12 protein-coding genes are annotated in these 16,441 nt (G+C 59.4%); 6 read left to right on the forward strand and 6 right to left on the reverse strand.

The window, feature by feature from the left end; all coding sequences use genetic code 11:
• The first annotated feature begins 20 nt into the window (after positions 1–20).
• The 3 genes from ABIE63_RS14880 to ABIE63_RS14890 all read left to right on the forward strand — a co-directional run bounded on the left by ABIE63_RS14880 (position 21) and on the right by ABIE63_RS14890 (position 3,544).
• Entirely contained in the window at positions 21–209 is a 189-nt protein-coding gene (locus tag ABIE63_RS14880; RefSeq protein ID WP_183417087.1) for a hypothetical protein, read from the forward strand.
• A 120-nt stretch (positions 210–329) separates the two neighbouring features.
• Positions 330–1,679: a tetratricopeptide repeat protein gene (locus tag ABIE63_RS14885; protein ID WP_354505431.1), complete on the forward strand. Its 1,350-nt coding sequence runs from the start codon at positions 330–332 to the stop codon at positions 1,677–1,679.
• 152 nt (positions 1,680–1,831) lie between these two features.
• Positions 1,832–3,544: a SulP family inorganic anion transporter gene (locus ABIE63_RS14890; RefSeq protein WP_354505434.1), complete on the forward strand. Its 1,713-nt coding sequence runs from the start codon at positions 1,832–1,834 to the stop codon at positions 3,542–3,544.
• Here the strand turns inward: ABIE63_RS14890 and ABIE63_RS14895 are convergent.
• From ABIE63_RS14895 to ABIE63_RS14905, 3 genes are all read right to left on the reverse strand, one after another.
• A complete protein-coding gene (locus ABIE63_RS14895; RefSeq protein WP_183417084.1) occupies positions 3,541–4,806 on the reverse strand; it encodes a Xaa-Pro peptidase family protein in 1,266 nt (421 codons plus the stop codon). The genes ABIE63_RS14890 and ABIE63_RS14895 overlap by 4 nt on opposite strands.
• A gap of 41 nt (positions 4,807–4,847) precedes the next feature.
• Positions 4,848–7,280, reverse strand: coding sequence for an FAD-dependent oxidoreductase (locus ABIE63_RS14900; RefSeq protein ID WP_354505437.1), 2,433 nt, complete (start codon positions 7,278–7,280; stop codon positions 4,848–4,850).
• Between the two features lie 75 nt (positions 7,281–7,355).
• Entirely contained in the window at positions 7,356–8,900 is a 1,545-nt protein-coding gene (locus ABIE63_RS14905) for a trimethylamine methyltransferase family protein (RefSeq protein WP_354505440.1), read from the reverse strand.
• A gap of 227 nt (positions 8,901–9,127) precedes the next feature.
• On the opposite strand from ABIE63_RS14905, the gene ABIE63_RS14910 reads away from it, so the two are divergent.
• Together ABIE63_RS14910 and ABIE63_RS14915 are read left to right on the forward strand one after the other, a co-directional pair.
• Positions 9,128–10,486: an MBL fold metallo-hydrolase gene (locus tag ABIE63_RS14910; protein ID WP_354505443.1), complete on the forward strand. Its 1,359-nt coding sequence runs from the start codon at positions 9,128–9,130 to the stop codon at positions 10,484–10,486.
• Positions 10,483–13,110, forward strand: coding sequence for an HAD-IC family P-type ATPase (locus ABIE63_RS14915; RefSeq protein ID WP_354505446.1), 2,628 nt, complete (start codon positions 10,483–10,485; stop codon positions 13,108–13,110). Before ABIE63_RS14910 ends, ABIE63_RS14915 begins: the two co-directional genes overlap by 4 nt.
• A gap of 21 nt (positions 13,111–13,131) precedes the next feature.
• Here ABIE63_RS14915 and ABIE63_RS14920 read toward each other — a convergent pair whose 3' ends face one another.
• From ABIE63_RS14920 to ABIE63_RS14930, 3 genes are read right to left on the reverse strand one after another with little or no spacing between them, the layout of a single operon-like run.
• Positions 13,132–13,557, reverse strand: a complete 426-nt coding sequence (locus ABIE63_RS14920) for a gamma-glutamylcyclotransferase family protein (RefSeq protein ID WP_354505449.1) — start codon at positions 13,555–13,557, stop codon at positions 13,132–13,134.
• Between the two features lie 38 nt (positions 13,558–13,595).
• The gene (gene pssA, locus ABIE63_RS14925; protein ID WP_183417078.1) at positions 13,596–14,351 is read right to left on the reverse strand and encodes a CDP-diacylglycerol--serine O-phosphatidyltransferase; all 756 of its coding nucleotides are present in this window, start codon (positions 14,349–14,351) and stop codon (positions 13,596–13,598) included.
• A complete protein-coding gene (locus ABIE63_RS14930) occupies positions 14,351–15,046 on the reverse strand; it encodes a phosphatidylserine decarboxylase (protein WP_354505452.1) in 696 nt (231 codons plus the stop codon). Before ABIE63_RS14930 ends, pssA begins: the two co-directional genes overlap by 1 nt.
• A gap of 271 nt (positions 15,047–15,317) precedes the next feature.
• Here ABIE63_RS14930 and ABIE63_RS14935 point away from each other — a divergent pair, with 271 nt between their 5' ends.
• A complete protein-coding gene (locus ABIE63_RS14935; RefSeq protein WP_354505455.1) occupies positions 15,318–16,403 on the forward strand; it encodes a radical SAM/SPASM domain-containing protein in 1,086 nt (361 codons plus the stop codon).
• Positions 16,404–16,441 lie beyond the last annotated feature (38 nt).

A 16,441-nucleotide genomic window follows, 5' to 3' on the forward strand; every position in this document is an offset into this window, starting at 1 on the left:
ATTTGAATAGGAGCGGACCGATGTTGAGTTTCAAGAATATCTCTCTTGTTGCGCTAACGGCCTTCGTCGTGTCGGCCTGCACGCAAGGCGGATCGTCCCAAGGTAACTACATTGAAGCCGACGGCAAGGACATCGCTGCGACAGGAAACAGCGACACCGATGCTTTCTTGATGTCGATAAACAATCGCCACCGGGGCAGTGGCCGCTAGTAGGTACGCTTGAGAAGTCAGGTCACGGCCCAAAAAACGGCAGGAGGCTCTGGCCTCATGTGATCCTTCCGCTACTATGACCGGTATCAGACTGGATAGTATCAAGCGGGAGGATCTGGCGTGCAGCAGGATGAACGTGGTCATGCATTGACCAGCGACAGCGCCGACGCGGCCGCTGCGTTGGACTTGGCGATTCACAATTTTCTGCATTGGCGGGCCGCCGTCATCCCTCCATTACGCAGCAGTCTCGAGACCGATCCTGACTTTGGGTTTGCCCACATCGTCAGCGGCTTGATTCTTCACGGCGCACGCAACATCCACTTTCGCCCGAAAATTGCCGCGGCCATTGCCAGCGCCGAAGAAACCGCGACGGCGATGACGCCTCGCGAGCAACTCTACCTAGCGGCTCTGAAAGCAGCTTTCCAAGGCGACATCGCCGGGTCGGTTGCGCTCTACGAGACAATTTTAGTTCAACACCCCCTGGACCTTTTTGCTCAGCGCCTCGCTCAAATGGAGTTGTTCTGGATCGGCGAAATGGAGTGGTCCGCAGATATTTCGGCCCGTGTCGCTCCCGCTTGGAGCGAAGCGGTGCCCAGCTACGGCATCCACCTTTCCTGCCGCGCTTTCGACTTGGAAGAAAGCGGCGATTATCGCGGCGCGGAGAAGCTTGCCCGTCAGGCCGTTGAGATCGACCCAACCGATGTCTGGGGCACGCACGCCATGGCTCATGTAATGATCATGGAGAATCGGATAGACGAGGGTATCGCCTGGCTCGATGGGCTAAAAGACCATTGGGGCGAGGCCAATCAGATGGCGTTGCATCTTTGGTGGCATCGCTGCTTGTTCCACCTGGAGCGCGGCGAGTTCGATGCGGTAATCGACATCTACGACAATTGGATCCGCAACCGCGAACTTCCGTTGCTCAAATCCATGGCGGACCTTTACATCGACATGCAGAACGGCGCCTCAATGCTGCAGCGCTTGGAGATGTGCAAGGTCCCTGTCGGAGACCGTTGGGAGGAATTGCTAGAACTTACGCTCAATCGGTTGGAGGACCACACCAGCCCCTTCACCAGCCCTCATTACGCGCTGATCCTGGCCGCTAGCGGACGCTTCGAAGAGTCTTATGGTCTCTTGGCATCGATGGAGGCTTTCGCTGCCACTGACAAGGGAACCCTGGGTCCGCGCTATCGCGCCGCTGCAATTCCGGCGGCGCGCGGCGCAATCGCCTTCAGACAAGCCCAATACGAGGATGTCGTCGCCGCCCTGTTCCCCGCGCGCAGGTCACTTTGGCAAATGGGCGGCAGTCACGCACAGCGGGATGTTTTTACGCAGATGCTGGTGTTTGCGTTGGGCCGGCTGGGGCAGGCCGATCTCCTAGCCATCGTGGTTGACGACGCCAAAGCCTTTGGATTCTCGGACGTACCTGAACGCCTCTGTTATCGTCAGGCCGCGGCGCTTCTTCAGTAGGATCGAACGCCCAAGCCTCCACTGACGAATATCATAGAGCTATTGTTTAACATTGCTGTTGTGTTAAATAAGCATGGCTTACCGGGCTGCGTCCCTTCCGGTCGGTGGCTATAGTCCTGCTTCGTTTCATCGAGAATGAGATCAGCCTTAATATGTCGCAACATGCTGCGCCGAACCGGTGGCGTCTTTTTATTCCGAAGTTGGTAACTTGCATCAAGGAAGGATACGGCTGGCCGCACCTGAAGGCCGACGGTATGGCCGGACTGACGGTCGCCATCGTTGCCCTGCCGTTAGCCATGGCCTTGGCGATCGCCTCCGGCACGACGCCGGAGCGGGGTTTGATTACCGTTATCATTGCCGGTTTCGTGATCTCTGCCTTCGGCGGAAGCCGATTTCAGATTGGCGGGCCGACGGGCGCCTTTGTCGTTGTTGTCTATGGAGTCATCGCGCAGTACGGCTACGACGGCCTTGTCCTGGCGACCTTAATGGCCGGCGCCTTACTGGTGCTGGCGGGGCTTGCCGGTTTCGGTACTTGGATCAAGTACGTCCCGCAACCTGTCGTCGTGGGTTTCACCGCAGGGATCGCGGTCATTATTTTTTCCAGCCAAGTCAAAGACTTCCTCGGGCTGGCCATTGAGCAGCCGCCTGCCGGGTTCGCCGCGCAGTGGCAAAGCTATCTCACCCATATCGATCTGATTCATCCCACGACACTGGCCCTGGCCCTTGCCTCCTTGGGATTGATCATCGCCCTGCGCCGCTGGCGACCTCAAGCACCGGGTTTCCTGATCGCCGTGACCGTGGCGGCTGCCGCCACGGCGCTGTTCACGCTCCCCGTCGAGACCATCGGCACTCGGTTCGGCGGCATTCCGAGCACTCTACCCTCTCCCAGTCTGCCAAGGATCGATTTTGCACGCCTGGCGGAACTGCTACCCAGCGCCTTCACCATCGCCTTTCTGGCAGGCGTGGAATCCTTGCTGTCCGCCGTGGTTGCCGATGGCATGACCGGTCGGCGGCATCGATCAAATTGCGAGTTGGTTGCTCAAGGCCTTGCCAACAGCGCGTCCGTCGCTTTTGGCGGGATTCCCGCGACTGGCGCGATCGCCCGCACGGCGACCAACATTCGCGCCGGCGGCCGGACACCCTTTGCGGGCATATTTCACGCTCTATTTGTGTTGTTATTCATGCTGCTGCTGGCCCCCTTGGCAAGTTTCGTTCCCCTGGCCGGCCTCGCCGCCGTCCTGTTCATCGTTGCCTGGAACATGAGCGAGGTCGATCGCTTCAAGCGCCTACTCCTCCACGCTCCCTGGGATGAGCGCCTTGTGCTGGTCATCACCTTCGGCTTAACCGTGGCTGTCGATCTGACCGTGGCCATCGAGGTAGGGGTCGTCCTTGCGGCAATGCTCTTCATGCATCGCATGACCCGTGCGGTCGCAATTCAATCCCATGATCTGCTGATCGAGGAAGACCAGGAAGACACACTCGATGCCGCGAACGGTAACGGCAAGGACGGCATGCGCGCCGCCTTGCCGCCTGGGGTGGAGGCCTATCAAATTCGCGGGCCTTTCTTCTTCGGTGTCGCCGACCTTTTGGGGGAGGTCATGGAGCGGATCAGCGCGCCGCCAAAGATCTTCATTTTGCGGATGCGTCTGGTGCCAATGGTAGATGCAACCGGCGCTCAGGCCCTGGAAAGTTTTGTCGCCCGGTGCCGACGCCATGACACCGAAGTCATTCTGACCGGCCTGCAGCCGCAACCGCGCGAAGTCCTGGATCGCATGGGCCTCCTGGCCCGCCAAGGCGTTCGAGAGGAAAGTGATTTCCGAAGCGCGGTCGAAAAATTGACCTTTGCCGCACCCGAAGCAAACTAAAGCCAGTCGGTCTCGTAGGGCAGGCTGGAAAGGCGTTCGACGCCGGTCTCGGTGATCAGCACCTGTTCTTCCAACTTGACGCCTTCTCTACCGCCGGCAACGCCAATAAAGCTTTCCACGCAAAGCGTCATGCCCGGCGTGATGATGCCGTCATAGCCCTTCGTCGGGAAATCTTCCCAATGCTTGATGGAGGGGTACTCGTCCGCCAGCCCGACCCCATGGATCAAACTTGGATAACGCAACGAGAGGAACTCCTCGGGGATCCGCCAACAGGCCTCGGAAAGCTCGCGAAAGCTCATGCCAGGCTTCAGGACGGCGATGTTGTGCTCGATCTGCTCATATGCCTTGGCATAGAGACGGCGCTGCTCGTCGTTCGGCCTGTCACCGCACAGCCAAGCGCGGGAAATGTCGGCACAGTAGCCATAGGGGCCAATGAGGTCCGTATCGAAGCTGACCATATCCCCTCGCTCGATGACACGCATTGAGCATTCTCGAAACCAGGGATTGGTTCGCGGCCCGGAAGACAACAGCCGCGTTTCGATCCACTCACCGCCCAAACGAATGTTTACTTCATGCAGCTTGGCCCAGAGTGCGTTCTCCGTGATGCCGGGCTCAAGGATGGACCGCATCTCGCGACAGCCTTCCTCGCAGACCGCAATAGAAGCCCGCATGAGCGCCAGTTCTTGCGTTGACTTCACGGCGCGGGCACGCTCCGCGATCCCCTCGCCTTCCAGGAGCGTCAAACCTTCGGCCCGCAGCGCGTCGCTCCCCAGATGGGACAATCGATCCACTGCGAGGCGCTTGCTACCGCCGCCGTACTGGCGCATGAGTTCGGCAACATCCTGACCCATCTTCTTGGCCCGCGCTTCGGCATGGGGGCCGGCGGTGAAGTAGTAGGCCGAGGAGTTGACCCTGTACTCATCCACCGTCGGCAGACCCTCGGCCAGATGCGGCAAGTTGGCATAGTCGAAAAGGACCACCGGACCGTCGAGTGCCACGAAAACGCAGCGCGCTTCATAATGGGAGCACCAGATTTGCATGTTCGTCGCATCGGTTGCGTAGCGGGTGTTGATTTGGTCATAGAGGAGTAACCCGGCGACATCGGCTTTCTGCATCTCCTCTCGCAGGCGACCCAGACGGTAAAGACGCACCACATCCAGGTCCACGGGAGCTTGCGTATACTCCATGGCACCGTGTTGGCGTGCCATCGACGCAAGCTCTTTCGCATGCCCGCCGGCAACCTCTACTGCATCAATGCTCATCCCCGACTCTCCCTTTCAAAACAGGTCGCAGAAAACCGCACTCAGATCGCACCGCGCATTCTTTCGCCCTTGGGATCAAACAAGGGCTCGCTGAGCAGACGCGCGGACAATCTCTCGCCTAGCAGCTCGATCTCCCAGCCCTCTGCCTCTCCGGCGATCTCCCTCGGAACATAGCCCATGGCAACCGATTTTCCGGAAGCGTGCGCATAGCCGCCGGAAGTCACCCAACCTTTCACTTCACCTCTGAACCAGATCGGCTCGTCACCGATCACATCGGCGTCCTTGGCTGCAAGTATGAAGCTGCAAAGACGGAGCTTGCCGCCCTGCTGCTTTTCCTTGGTTGCCGCCGCCTTGCCAATGAAGTCCGCGTTCTTCGTCAGGGACACGAACCGTCCAAGGCCCGCTTCATAAGGGCCGTAGATCGGTCGGTACTCACGCGCCCAGCTTCCAAAACCCTTTTCGAGGCGAAGAGCATTGAGCGCACGTGACCCGAAGAGCGCGATGCTATGCGCCGCACCTGCATCCATCAGAACATCGAAGAGGTAGCGCTGATACTCCGGGCGGCACCAGATCTCGTAACCCAGGTCGCCGGTGTAGCTCACCCTCCCAACCAAAGCGGGTGCCATGCCGATATCCATCCAGGAAATCGCCATGAAGGGAAAGGCCTGATCCGACAGATCGTGGTCCGTTAGGCGCGCCAGCAAATCTCGGGACTTCGGCCCCGCCAGCGCCAGACCGACGAGTCCCAGACCCTCCGCCTTGACCGTCACCGAGCCATCTTCGGGAAGGTGCTCTTCGAACCAGCGCATATGGTATTCCTCGGCGATCCCCGATCCCGCGATGAAGAATGCATCTTCGCCCAGATTGGCGAGCGTGAAATCGCCGATCAGCTTGCCGTCGTGTTTGAGCATTGGCGCCAAGGTCATGCGGCCCTGATTGGGAATCCGGCAGGCCAAGATACCGTCCAACCAAGCGCGCGCGCCCGTGCCGGTCACACTGTATTTTGCAAAGCCTGAAATCTCGCTCAAACCCACGGAACTGCGGACGGCCCTGGCTTCTTTGCCTACCTTTTCGAAATCGCTTGAGCGCCGCCATGAAAAGCTGTCCTTGACCCCCTCTGGCGCAAACCACAGAGGAACCTCCAATCCATAGGCGGCACCAAACTGGGCGCCTGATTCCTTTAATTTGTCGTAGATGGGCGTGGTTCTGAGCGGCCGCGCGGCGGTCAGCTCCTCGTTGGGGAATTTGATGGAAAAGCGGCGCGAGTAATTCTCGCGCACCTTTGCGTTGGTGTATTTTAGCGTTGCCCAATCGCCATAGCGGCCGACGTCCATGGCCCAGACGTCGAAACCCGGGTCACCTTCGATAATCCAATTCGCCAGCGCGAGACCGACACCACCGCCCTGGGAGAATCCCGCCATGACGCCGCAGGCGCACCAAAACCCCGGCAAGCCGCGAACCGGGCCGACAAGCGGATTGCCATCCGGTGCGAAGGTAAAGGGGCCATTGATGATCTGTTTGATGCCGGCGTTCTGGAAGGCCGGAAAATGCTGAAAGCCCACCTCCAACGACGGTGCAATGCGGTCGATATCCGGCTCAAGAAGTTCATGCCCGAAATCCCAGGGCGTTCGCTTCTCGGACCAGGGGACACAGGCTTTCTCATAGGTCCCCATCAACATGCCGCCGCGTTCCTGGCGCAAATACAGTTCGCCGTCGAAATCCACAGCGTGCACCACTTCCTTACCCGTGGTGCGGTTGACCTCGGCAACTTCGGGCATGTCTTCGGTGATGAGGTACATGTGCTCCATCGCCAAAACTGGCAACTCCAACCCCACCATACGCCCAACCTCGCGCGCCCAAAGCCCGCCCGCGTTGACCACGTGCTGCGCCAGGATATTGCCCTTGTCGGTCACCACCAGCCATTGCCCGTCCGGTTGGCGTACGATGTCTTCGACCTTGGTATGACGGTGAATCTCGGCGCCCAGTTTGCGTGCCGACTTGGCGTAGGCATGGGTCGTGCCCGAAGGATCGAGGTGGCCGTCGACAACCGTCCGCATAGCCCCGACAAAACACTTGGGGTCGAGCAAGGGCATGTCCTGATGCGCTTCTTCCGGCGTGATGATCTCGGCTTCGATCCCCAGATAGCGACCCTTGGCGACAAGCCCCTTGATCCAATCAAATCGCGCCTCGGTCGCCGCCAGCATCACGCCGCCCGTCATATGCAGGCCCGTTGATTGCTCAGACAGCGCCTCGATCTCCCGGTAAAGCTCGATGGTGTATTTCTGCAGCTTGGCGACATTGGGATCGCCATTGATCGTATGCATGCCGCCCGCCGCATGCCAGGTCGACCCGGAGGTAAGCTCCGAACGCTCCAGCAACACCGAGTCCTTCATACCGAACTTCGCGAGGTGATAGAGAACCGAGCAACCGACGACGCCACCGCCGATGACAACAACTTGCGCGTGGGACTTCATAGTGTGGGCCTTCTTCCTTGCTTCTCGTGTCCAAGTGGCCAGAGGCCGTTAATGTCGCCTTTGCCAGCGCCCCCTTCAGGGTTCGCCGGTTCCGATCGCCTCCTTGCGTCGCGCGATGTAGGCATCGACCGCTTCCAGCCGCGCGGGATCGATTGGCGGTGCCTCGTATTCCTGCAACACCCTTTGCCAAACTTCCGTTGCGCGAGCCGTGGCATCCTTCGCGCCGGCAATTTCCCAATTCTCGTGGTTCTGCCAGTCACTGAGGAGCGGTTCATAAAACGCGGTCTTATAGCGCTCCATCGTGTGGGACGATCCAAAGAAATGCCCACCCGGCCCCACTTCGCGGATCGCCTCTAGACCAAACTCCTCCTCTGACACCACAATCGGCTCCAGAACCTTGGCCATGCACTGCAGCGTCTCCACATCCATGATCAGCTTTTCGAAGGAGGCGACGAGCCCACCCTCCAGCCACCCGGCGGCATGATAGATCAGGTTCCCATATCCGTTGACGGCACCCCAAAGGGCGAACTGCGTCTCGTAAACAGCCTGACCGTCGACCGTGTTGGAGGCATTGCAGGCACTCGTGCGGTAAGGCAGCCCATAGCGTCTTGCTAATTGTCCGCCGGCCATATTCGCCTTGCAGTTCTCCGGCGTGCCAAAAGCGGGGGCGCCTGATCGCATATCCACGTTGGAGGTGAAGCCGCCGTAGATCACTGGCGCACCGGCGCGGACCAACTGGGTGAGAGCAATGCCGATCAAGGCTTCCGCATTTTGCTGCACCAACGCCGCCGCCATGGTGACAGGCGTCATCGCCCCCATCAGCGTGAAGGGCGTGACAATTACCGCCTGTCCCAATTCGGCCATCTGCATGGCGCCCTCGGCCATGGTTTCATCGAGCTTACGGGGCGAATTGATATTGATGTTGGTGATGGCGCCGGGGCTCTCGGCCATTTCCTCCAACGTCAGCCCGCGCGACAAGGCCATGATCTGGGCGGCATCACGGGCGCGACCCGCACCGATCGATACGCAGTTCCAGATCTTGTCCGTATAGACGATGTTGGCCCGACAGGTATCGAGGTGACGGTTGTTTGCGGGCAACTCCTGAGGCGCCGTTGCCTGGTTGCCCAGGAAGGAAATCACGTTGAAGCTTTGCGCCATCTTGATGAGGCTGCAGTAGTCTTCGAGATTACCGGCACGACGGCCACGCAAGCAGTCGTGGACGTTGGGCGGGCCAGAAACCAACCCGAAATTGATTGCATTTCCACCAATCCGAATTGCGTGACCGGCATTACGGGGCGTTAGCATGAACTCACTTGGCGCTGTCGAGATGAGCTGCAAGATCAGCTCAGGCTCCAGGCAGACAACGCCGGAGGCTTCATCGACCGTGGCCCCGGCCTTGCGAAACAGGTCGCGGGCCCGGACACTCATAACCTCGACGCCTTGCTCGGCAAGCAAGCGAAGGGAGGCCTCGTGCACCGCTTCCAATTGATCGTCGCTCAGAGGACATAACGGCGGAAACGGCGATTCGATGTTGCGCCAGGAAATTTGGTTTAGCGCACGCGCTTCAAAATCCTCACGCGCCGATTGGCGACGGCGGCGGCGCGGGCTCTCTTCAGTCATTGTGGCGAACTCCCTTGGTGCTGCCCTCTCCGTATGATGCTAGGGGCAGCGACTTGGAGAAATCAGCCCTCTCTCGACTCTAACTAGAACAAATCCGACACCCGACGGTTCCTTGCCTCAGGCGCTAATGACACCGCCGATTGATCTACGTCATCCCGCTAATCGGTTTATGCAGCGACAATTGAGATTGTGGCGGTTCAACCCCAGGAACGGAGATCATAGTCACCATGCGTATAACCTTTCTCGGTGCGGCGGGAACAGTGACCGGGTCAAAGTATCTGGTCGAAGCTGCCGGCAAACGCCTGTTGATAGACTGTGGCCTCTTCCAAGGATTCAAAAACCTGCGCCTGCGGAACCGTGAACCGCTATCTGTTAACCCAGCAACAATAGATGCCGTGATCCTAACGCACGCCCACATTGATCATTCGGGGTATCTGCCGCTGCTCGTGCGTGACGGCTACAAGGGCCCGATCTTTACGAGCCGCGCGACCGCCGCGCTTTGCGGCATACTCCTGCCGGATAGCGGCCATTTACAGGAGCGCGACGCCGAGTTCGCCAACCGCCATGGTTTCTCGAAGCATTCTCCGGCTTTGCCGCTGTACACAGAAGAGGATGCCCGCTTAGCGTTGGATTCCCTTCGGGAGGTCCCCTTCGAAGAGTCCATGGAACTCGGGAACGGCGTCACTTTCACCTTACGGCGCGCAGGTCACATCCTGGGCGCGGCCATGGTTGAACTGCGTGCCGAGGAACGCAGCCTGCTGTTTTCCGGCGACCTTGGACGTCCAAACGATCCCGTCATGTTACCACCTACGGTTGGGCTTGAATGCGATTACCTGGTGGTGGAATCAACCTATGGAAACCGCAGGCATCCAGATGGCGATGTCGAGGAAAAGCTGGCCGACGTCATTAATCAGACAGTGTCGGGCGGCGGCAGTGTTTTGATCCCCTCATTTGCGGTCGGGCGGACACAGGCGCTGCTTTATCATCTCCACCAACTAAAGCAGACTGGGCGAATAGCAAACGTGCCAGTTTATCTCGATAGCCCCATGGCCATCGACGCAAGCGAGCTTTTCCTGGCACATCACGATGAACATCGACTGACGGCGGCGGAGAGCCGATCAGCGTGTCGGGCGGCGACCTTTGTACGCGACGTCGAAGGCTCAAAAGCACTGGACCGCTCCAGCATGCCGCTCATCATCATTTCAGCCAGCGGCATGGCGACGGGCGGGCGCGTGCTCCATCACCTCAAGCATTTCGCGCCGGATCCGAAGAACACCATTCTGTTCGCCGGTTTCCAGGCTGGCGGCACGCGCGGCGCGGATATGGCCGAGGGGGCTAACCGAATTAAAATTCACGGTTACTATTATCCGTTGCGCGCTAAGGTCGAGATGCTCGACATGCTTTCAGCACATGCGGACTACTTTGAGATTCTGGCTTGGCTGACGACCTTCAAACGCGCGCCTCGCACAACCTTTGTCACGCACGGCGAGCCTGCCGCCGCCGATGCCTTGCGCCACAGTATCGAGGAAGCCCTCGGTTGGCGTTGCCGGGTTCCCGATTATCGTGATGCGGTGACTTTGGAATGACGCCACCGCGACGCGAAAACAACGGCGAGGCCGAGGCACCCTTCCAATCCTTGACACCGGACGCAGCGCTTGAGCGCCTACGGTCGTCGATGCAAGGGCTGGAAACGGAGGAGGCCGCGCGGCGTCTGGCGCGGGAAGGACCGAACAGCCTCCCAAGGCCACGGAAGCGGGGCCCCGTCGCCATCATCCTGCGCCAGTTCGCAAATCCGCTGGTCGTGCTTCTAATCGCCGCCGCATCGGTATCGCTGCTTATCGAAGAGCCTGCGGACGCACTGTTTATCGGCGCCGTCCTTTTGTTCAACGCCCTCGTTGGTGCGTTTCAGGAATGGAAAGCCGAACGGAGCGCCGAGGCCCTTGATCACTATCTGGGAACAATTGCCCGTGTGCGGCGACCGAGCGATTCCGGTCACACGCTCATCCGGCAGCCCGCCAGCCAACTCGTTCCCGGGGACGTGGTCGAGGTTGAAGGCGGCGATGCCGTGCCTGCTGATATACGTCTTTTGTTCGCCCAAACCCTTGCCGCAGACGAGTCTCTGCTAACCGGGGAATCAGAACCCACGAGTAAGGACGCCCAGCACCAATCTGCGACAGAATGCGGATTGGCGGATCAACGGGGAATGATCTTTGCCGGGTCGACGATCGATCGAGGCCGCGCCGTGGGCCTCGTCACAGCGACCGGGGCCAAGACGGCTATCGGAGGCATTTCAAAATCCCTGCACAGCCCGGATCTGAGCGACCCGCCCCTGGTCGTGCGGGTTCGGCATTTCACCCGGCGCCTATCGATCCTCAGCCTTCTCGCCGTATCGGCAATTGGGTTTGCCGCCTACAGCCGAGGCACCGCCCTGGAAGAGGTCTTCGTAACCGCCGTCGCCCTGGCCGTCGCAGCCATTCCCGAAGGTTTGCCGATTGCAATCACCGTTGCCCTATCGATTGCCAGCCGCCGCATGGTGGCGCGGCATGTCATCGTGCGTTCGCTCCCTGCCGTAGAAGGGCTCGGCGCTTGCACGCTGATCGCAAGCGATAAGACCGGGACCCTCACGCAGAACAAGCTAACGGTCGTGCAACTGTTTTCGCCTCTCGACGGGAGCTGGGACTCGGCAATAGATATCGACACCTCATCGCCGGGCAAGGCACGACTTTTGGAGGCAGCCTGCCTTTGCAATGATGCAGAGATCGGACCGAACGGTCCGGTAGGCGACAGCGTGGACTGCGCGTTTCTAATGGCCGCCCGCAGAAGCGGACTGGAGCGCGCGAAAATGGCACTGGAGCACCCCCGGCTGGCAGAAATTCCCTATGAACCCGCAAAGCGCTTTCAAGCCACTCTCCACGACGATGCCAAAGGGGGTTATCTGGCTTGTGTCAAAGGCGCGGCGGAAACGGTGTTACCCCTTTGCGCCGACAGTTCCGGGGAAATGCTTCAGTTGGCCGCCTCCTGGGCTGCCGAGGGTTTGCGCGTAATTGCCGTTGCTCAAGGACAGGTCCCGCGCGAGGCCCTTGAAAAGGGGGAGCCCCCTCAGAACCTAAAGTTCTTGGGATTTGCAGGAATCAGCGACCCTCTACGCCCCGACGCACCACTCGCTGTCCAGCGATGTCAGCAAGCTGGAATCGAGGTTCGCCTTGTCACCGGCGACCACCCGAAAACCGCCTTGGCCGTTGCCTCCGACCTTGGCATCGCTCAGCACCCAAATCAGGTCCTCACCGGCACGGAACTGCGTGAGGCCGGCGAAAGTGCCGCGGCCCTCATCGCACGCGCGCAGGTATTTGCGCGGGTTGAACCGATGCAAAAACTGCAAATCGTCGAGACCCTGCGCGAAACAGGGCACTTCGTCGCGGTTACAGGCGACGGCGTCAATGACGCGCCTGCCCTGCGCGCTGCGAATGTAGGTGTGGCCATGGGTCAGGCTGGCACCGATGTGGCCCGCGCAGCCGCCGACCTCATCATCACGGACGATAACTTCGCATCCATTGTCAATGGGATCGAGGAAGGACGAATTGCCTATAACAACGTCCGTCGCGTGACCCTACTTCTGCTGGCCACTGGCTTCGGTGAAATCGTTTTGTTCCTGCTGACGCTGGTCGCGAACCTGCCCCTACCGCTCTTTGCGGTCCAACTGCTGTGGCTCAATCTCGTAACCAATGGCATTCAAGATATCGCGCTGGCTTTCGAACGGAGTGATCGGGATGTGCTCAAGCAAAAGCCCCGCCCACCGGAGGAAGCACTGTTCGACGGCCGTATGGCCGAACAGGTGTTGCTGGCGGGACTTTACATGGGAGTGGCCACGTTCTTCGTTTTCCAACAAGCCATTGCGCAAGGCTGGAGTGAAGCGGAGGCAAGAACGACGGCCCTGCTGATGATGGTGCTTTTCGAGAACGTGCAAGCACTCAACAGCCGCTCGGAACGGGTCTCGATCCTTCGCTTGCCGCTGCGTGACAACCCCGTCTTGATCTCGTCTATCCTACTAGCGCTAGGACTTCACTTGGCGTCTGCCTGGATTCCGGGATTGGGAAGCACCCTTGGGATCGTCCAGCCAACCTGGTACATGATCGTATCAGTTCTGCCCCTGGCACTAGGGCTTGTCGTCGTCATGGAGCTATACAAACGCCTGCGCGGCCGAATTCTTTGAGCAGGCCGCCATCGGCATCGATCAGGCGGGCGGCTTCACACCCTCAAGATTGAAATCACGATGAAAAAAGCGATCGCGATCCTCACGCTGCCACTGCTCGAAGACCCAAGGGTCCTTGTCCTGGGGAAGCGGTCTGGATGGCAGATAGAACTCTACCGAGGACCAGCCATCGCCCAACATCACATCGCCGGCCACGCGCCGATAGTTCACACCTTCAAACCGGTCTAGGCGCGCGATTTCGTCATAAACCAAGCCGATCATAACAATTCCCTCGGCCCTGGCTCCCTCCTCTGCTACCAGCATGGGGTACGCCGTGCCACGCACCCGGCGCACGGCAAAACCGGAAAGCGTGGCGCTCCTCAGGTCCTGCAGCGCACCGGCCCGACCGATCACTCGTTCGCGCACCAGCGCATCGCGCAATGTTCCATAAAAGAAAAGATCAGGCATCGCACGCCCCCTCAATCTCACACAAATCTGTTGATTCCTTAGCCGTCTTCGCCCTTGCCGAAGCGGCGGCGCTTGGCCCGCAATGACAGCGGCAAGCTTCCAAGATAGAGAAGCGATCCCAAGGTCATCGCCAGCCAGACGTTGGTGAAGAGGAACGCCACGAAAGCCGCCATGCCCAACAGGGTCGGGAACAGTAAATCCCGCCGAATGCTGACCTTCTTGACTGCAAAGGTCGGTATCCGGCTGACCGCGAGAAAACCAACGAAAATGAGATAGAAGGCCGCCAGTACCGGCGCGCCCTCGATTACCGATACGCCGAGGAAATGGAGGAACAACGGGAGCAATGCCAACAAGCCCGCGGCTGGCGCAGGCACGCCGACATAGAACTCTTTTCCCCAGGCTGGTCCGTCGGTCGCCTGTGCCATCACATTGAAGCGCGCCAAGCGCAGGCCGCAGCAGATCACGAAGATCAAGGCGGACAACCAGGCCAGCGGCCCGGTCCCCTGAAGAAGGCTTAGGTAGAGCAGCAATCCAGGAGCAACGCCGAAATTGACGAAATCGGCGAGGGAGTCGAGCTCTGCGCCGAACTTGCTGGTGCCCTTCAACAAGCGGGCCACGCGACCATCCATGCCGTCCAGCAAGGCGGCCAGCAGTATAAGATAAACGGCCATCGTCTGCCGCCCGTCGATGGCAAAACGGATGGAGGTCAGACCGGCGCAAATCGCCAGCACCGTCATCAGGCTGGGAATCAAGAATCGGATTGGAATAGCCTTACGGCGGCGGGATTCGGGCATCAGCTAATCCTGGCGCCACGCTGCGCCTCCTTGCTTGTCAGATCGGCAATGACCGTTTCGCCCGCGACCGCGGTTTGTCCCACGGCGACCAGCGAGGCGGACCCAACCGGTAAATAGACATCCAAGCGGCTGCCAAAACGGATCATCCCAAAGCGTTCTCCAGTTTCAAGGTGACGATCTTCCTCCACTTCGCAGAGGATACGGCGGGCGACAAGCCCGGCGATCTGCACAACGCCGAGATCGCCATAGCCGCCGTCAATTTCTACTGCCAGGGCATTGCGCTCGTTATCCTCGCTGGCCTTATCGAGTGAGGCATTCAAGAACTTGCCCGGCGTATAAACGATTTTGGTAATACGTCCAGCGATCGGCAAGCGATTCACATGGCAATTGAACACGTTCATGAAAATGGAGACCCGCACGCGCGGCTCATCACCAAGGCCCAGAGTCGAAGGCGGCGCTACCGCGGCGACACTGCAAACCTTGCCGTCGGCAGGTGAAATCACAAGTCCTTCGCGCAGCGGCGTCGCCCGCTCGGGATCACGGAAGAAATAGTAGCACCAGAGGGTCGCGCCCGCCCCAATCCAACCAAGTGGTTCGATAAACAAGAACAGAACAAGCGTCACTGCGGCAAAAATGCCTATGAACTTCCACCCTTCGGAATGAATTGGCGGCGCTATGATCTTCAACATGTCCATGGTATTCGAAAAACCTCACAACTGATGGTGCACAGCAACCCTCTGGTCGCCCATTTGCCCGGCAACATAGACTGCCCGTCGATCCCATACCAGAATTCTAATGTAACGACACGGCCGGTGACGCGGGAGAACCTGTGGCCACCGCAAACGTCAGGTCCTCCGTCTACCGCGGATATCCGGGTCTAACGCAGATGTGAAGTTACCGCTCTCTCCTTGGCGCAAGGATTCGGATAAATTGCCTAACCTGTTTTTTTGATGAGACGGAATTTCCATGGAATCGATTTACTATTCGATCTGCTGGCATTGCCACCGCCGCTGCAAACACTGCTACGAGGACCGGTTTCATCCCTATGCGCGCGACGCATTGGAAGGCGTCGTCGCCGAGGCCGAGGCAAGTGCGCCGCGCATCATCGCCAACCTGCCGGATCGCATGACCTTTCTGGATCGCGACGAACCGGACGTGACCGCGCCCGGCGGATTTCGCGAGAAGGTCGGGCGAATCATTCTGTCCGGCGGCGAGGTGCTTACCGATCCCGTGCGCACGCGCGTTCTCTATCCCATCATCGAGGGATTACGTGCCAAGTACGCCAACAGGGGCGGCGTCAAGATCGTGGTCCAGACGACCGGCGATCTGGTGACAAAGGACATCGTGACGGAACTTCTTGCCCGCGGAGTCTGGATGATTTCCGTTGCTGGCATCGACGATTTCCACGTCGGCATGGAAGGCGACAAGAAACGAGTCCTTCAGGAGAAAGTGACCGCCATATTTAAAGCTGCAGGCATGCACCCGTCCGGACTCGACGCCACCAAACGTAAATGGACGGATGAAGCAGGCCCGATTTACAGCTTCTTCGGGGCAACCGAGGATGCCTGGATCGGCAAGCTTTGGCCGCGTGGCCGTGCCTGGAAAAACGGCCTGTCGAAAGCCACGATGGCCGACAATTTTTGCAACGCCTGGTCTGGTGGCCTTGGGTTCTTGGATCACCGTTTCTCAGGCTCGGAAGTCGCCATTGAACCGACGGGCCAGGTCTTCCCCTGCTGTATGAAAACCGGGCGCGCGTTGGGCAACCTGACCGAGGAACCGTTACTGGAGATACTCGATTCTCTGGTGGGGCATCCAGTCTATGAGGCCATCAATGCCGGCGACCCTGGGAAAATGGGTCTGGCGCAGGGCTGGAGCGTAGCGGATTTTGAAGCCGCCTGTCACACCAAGACACCCAAGGGCGACGACTACGCAAATCTCTGCATAGGTTGCGACCGGTTCCATGAAACAGTCATGGGGCCGCTTCTGGAGCAACTCCGAAGCAAGCGGGAAGCCGATCGTCAAAGGCGATCTTCCCTCGAGACCGCCGAATAGCCGATAGTATTCCATAGCCGCCCCCGATAGGAGAGCTT

Source organism: Limibacillus sp. MBR-115 (genome assembly GCF_040549425.1).
GTDB classification, from domain to species: domain Bacteria; phylum Pseudomonadota; class Alphaproteobacteria; order Kiloniellales; family CECT-8803; genus Limibacillus; species Limibacillus halophilus.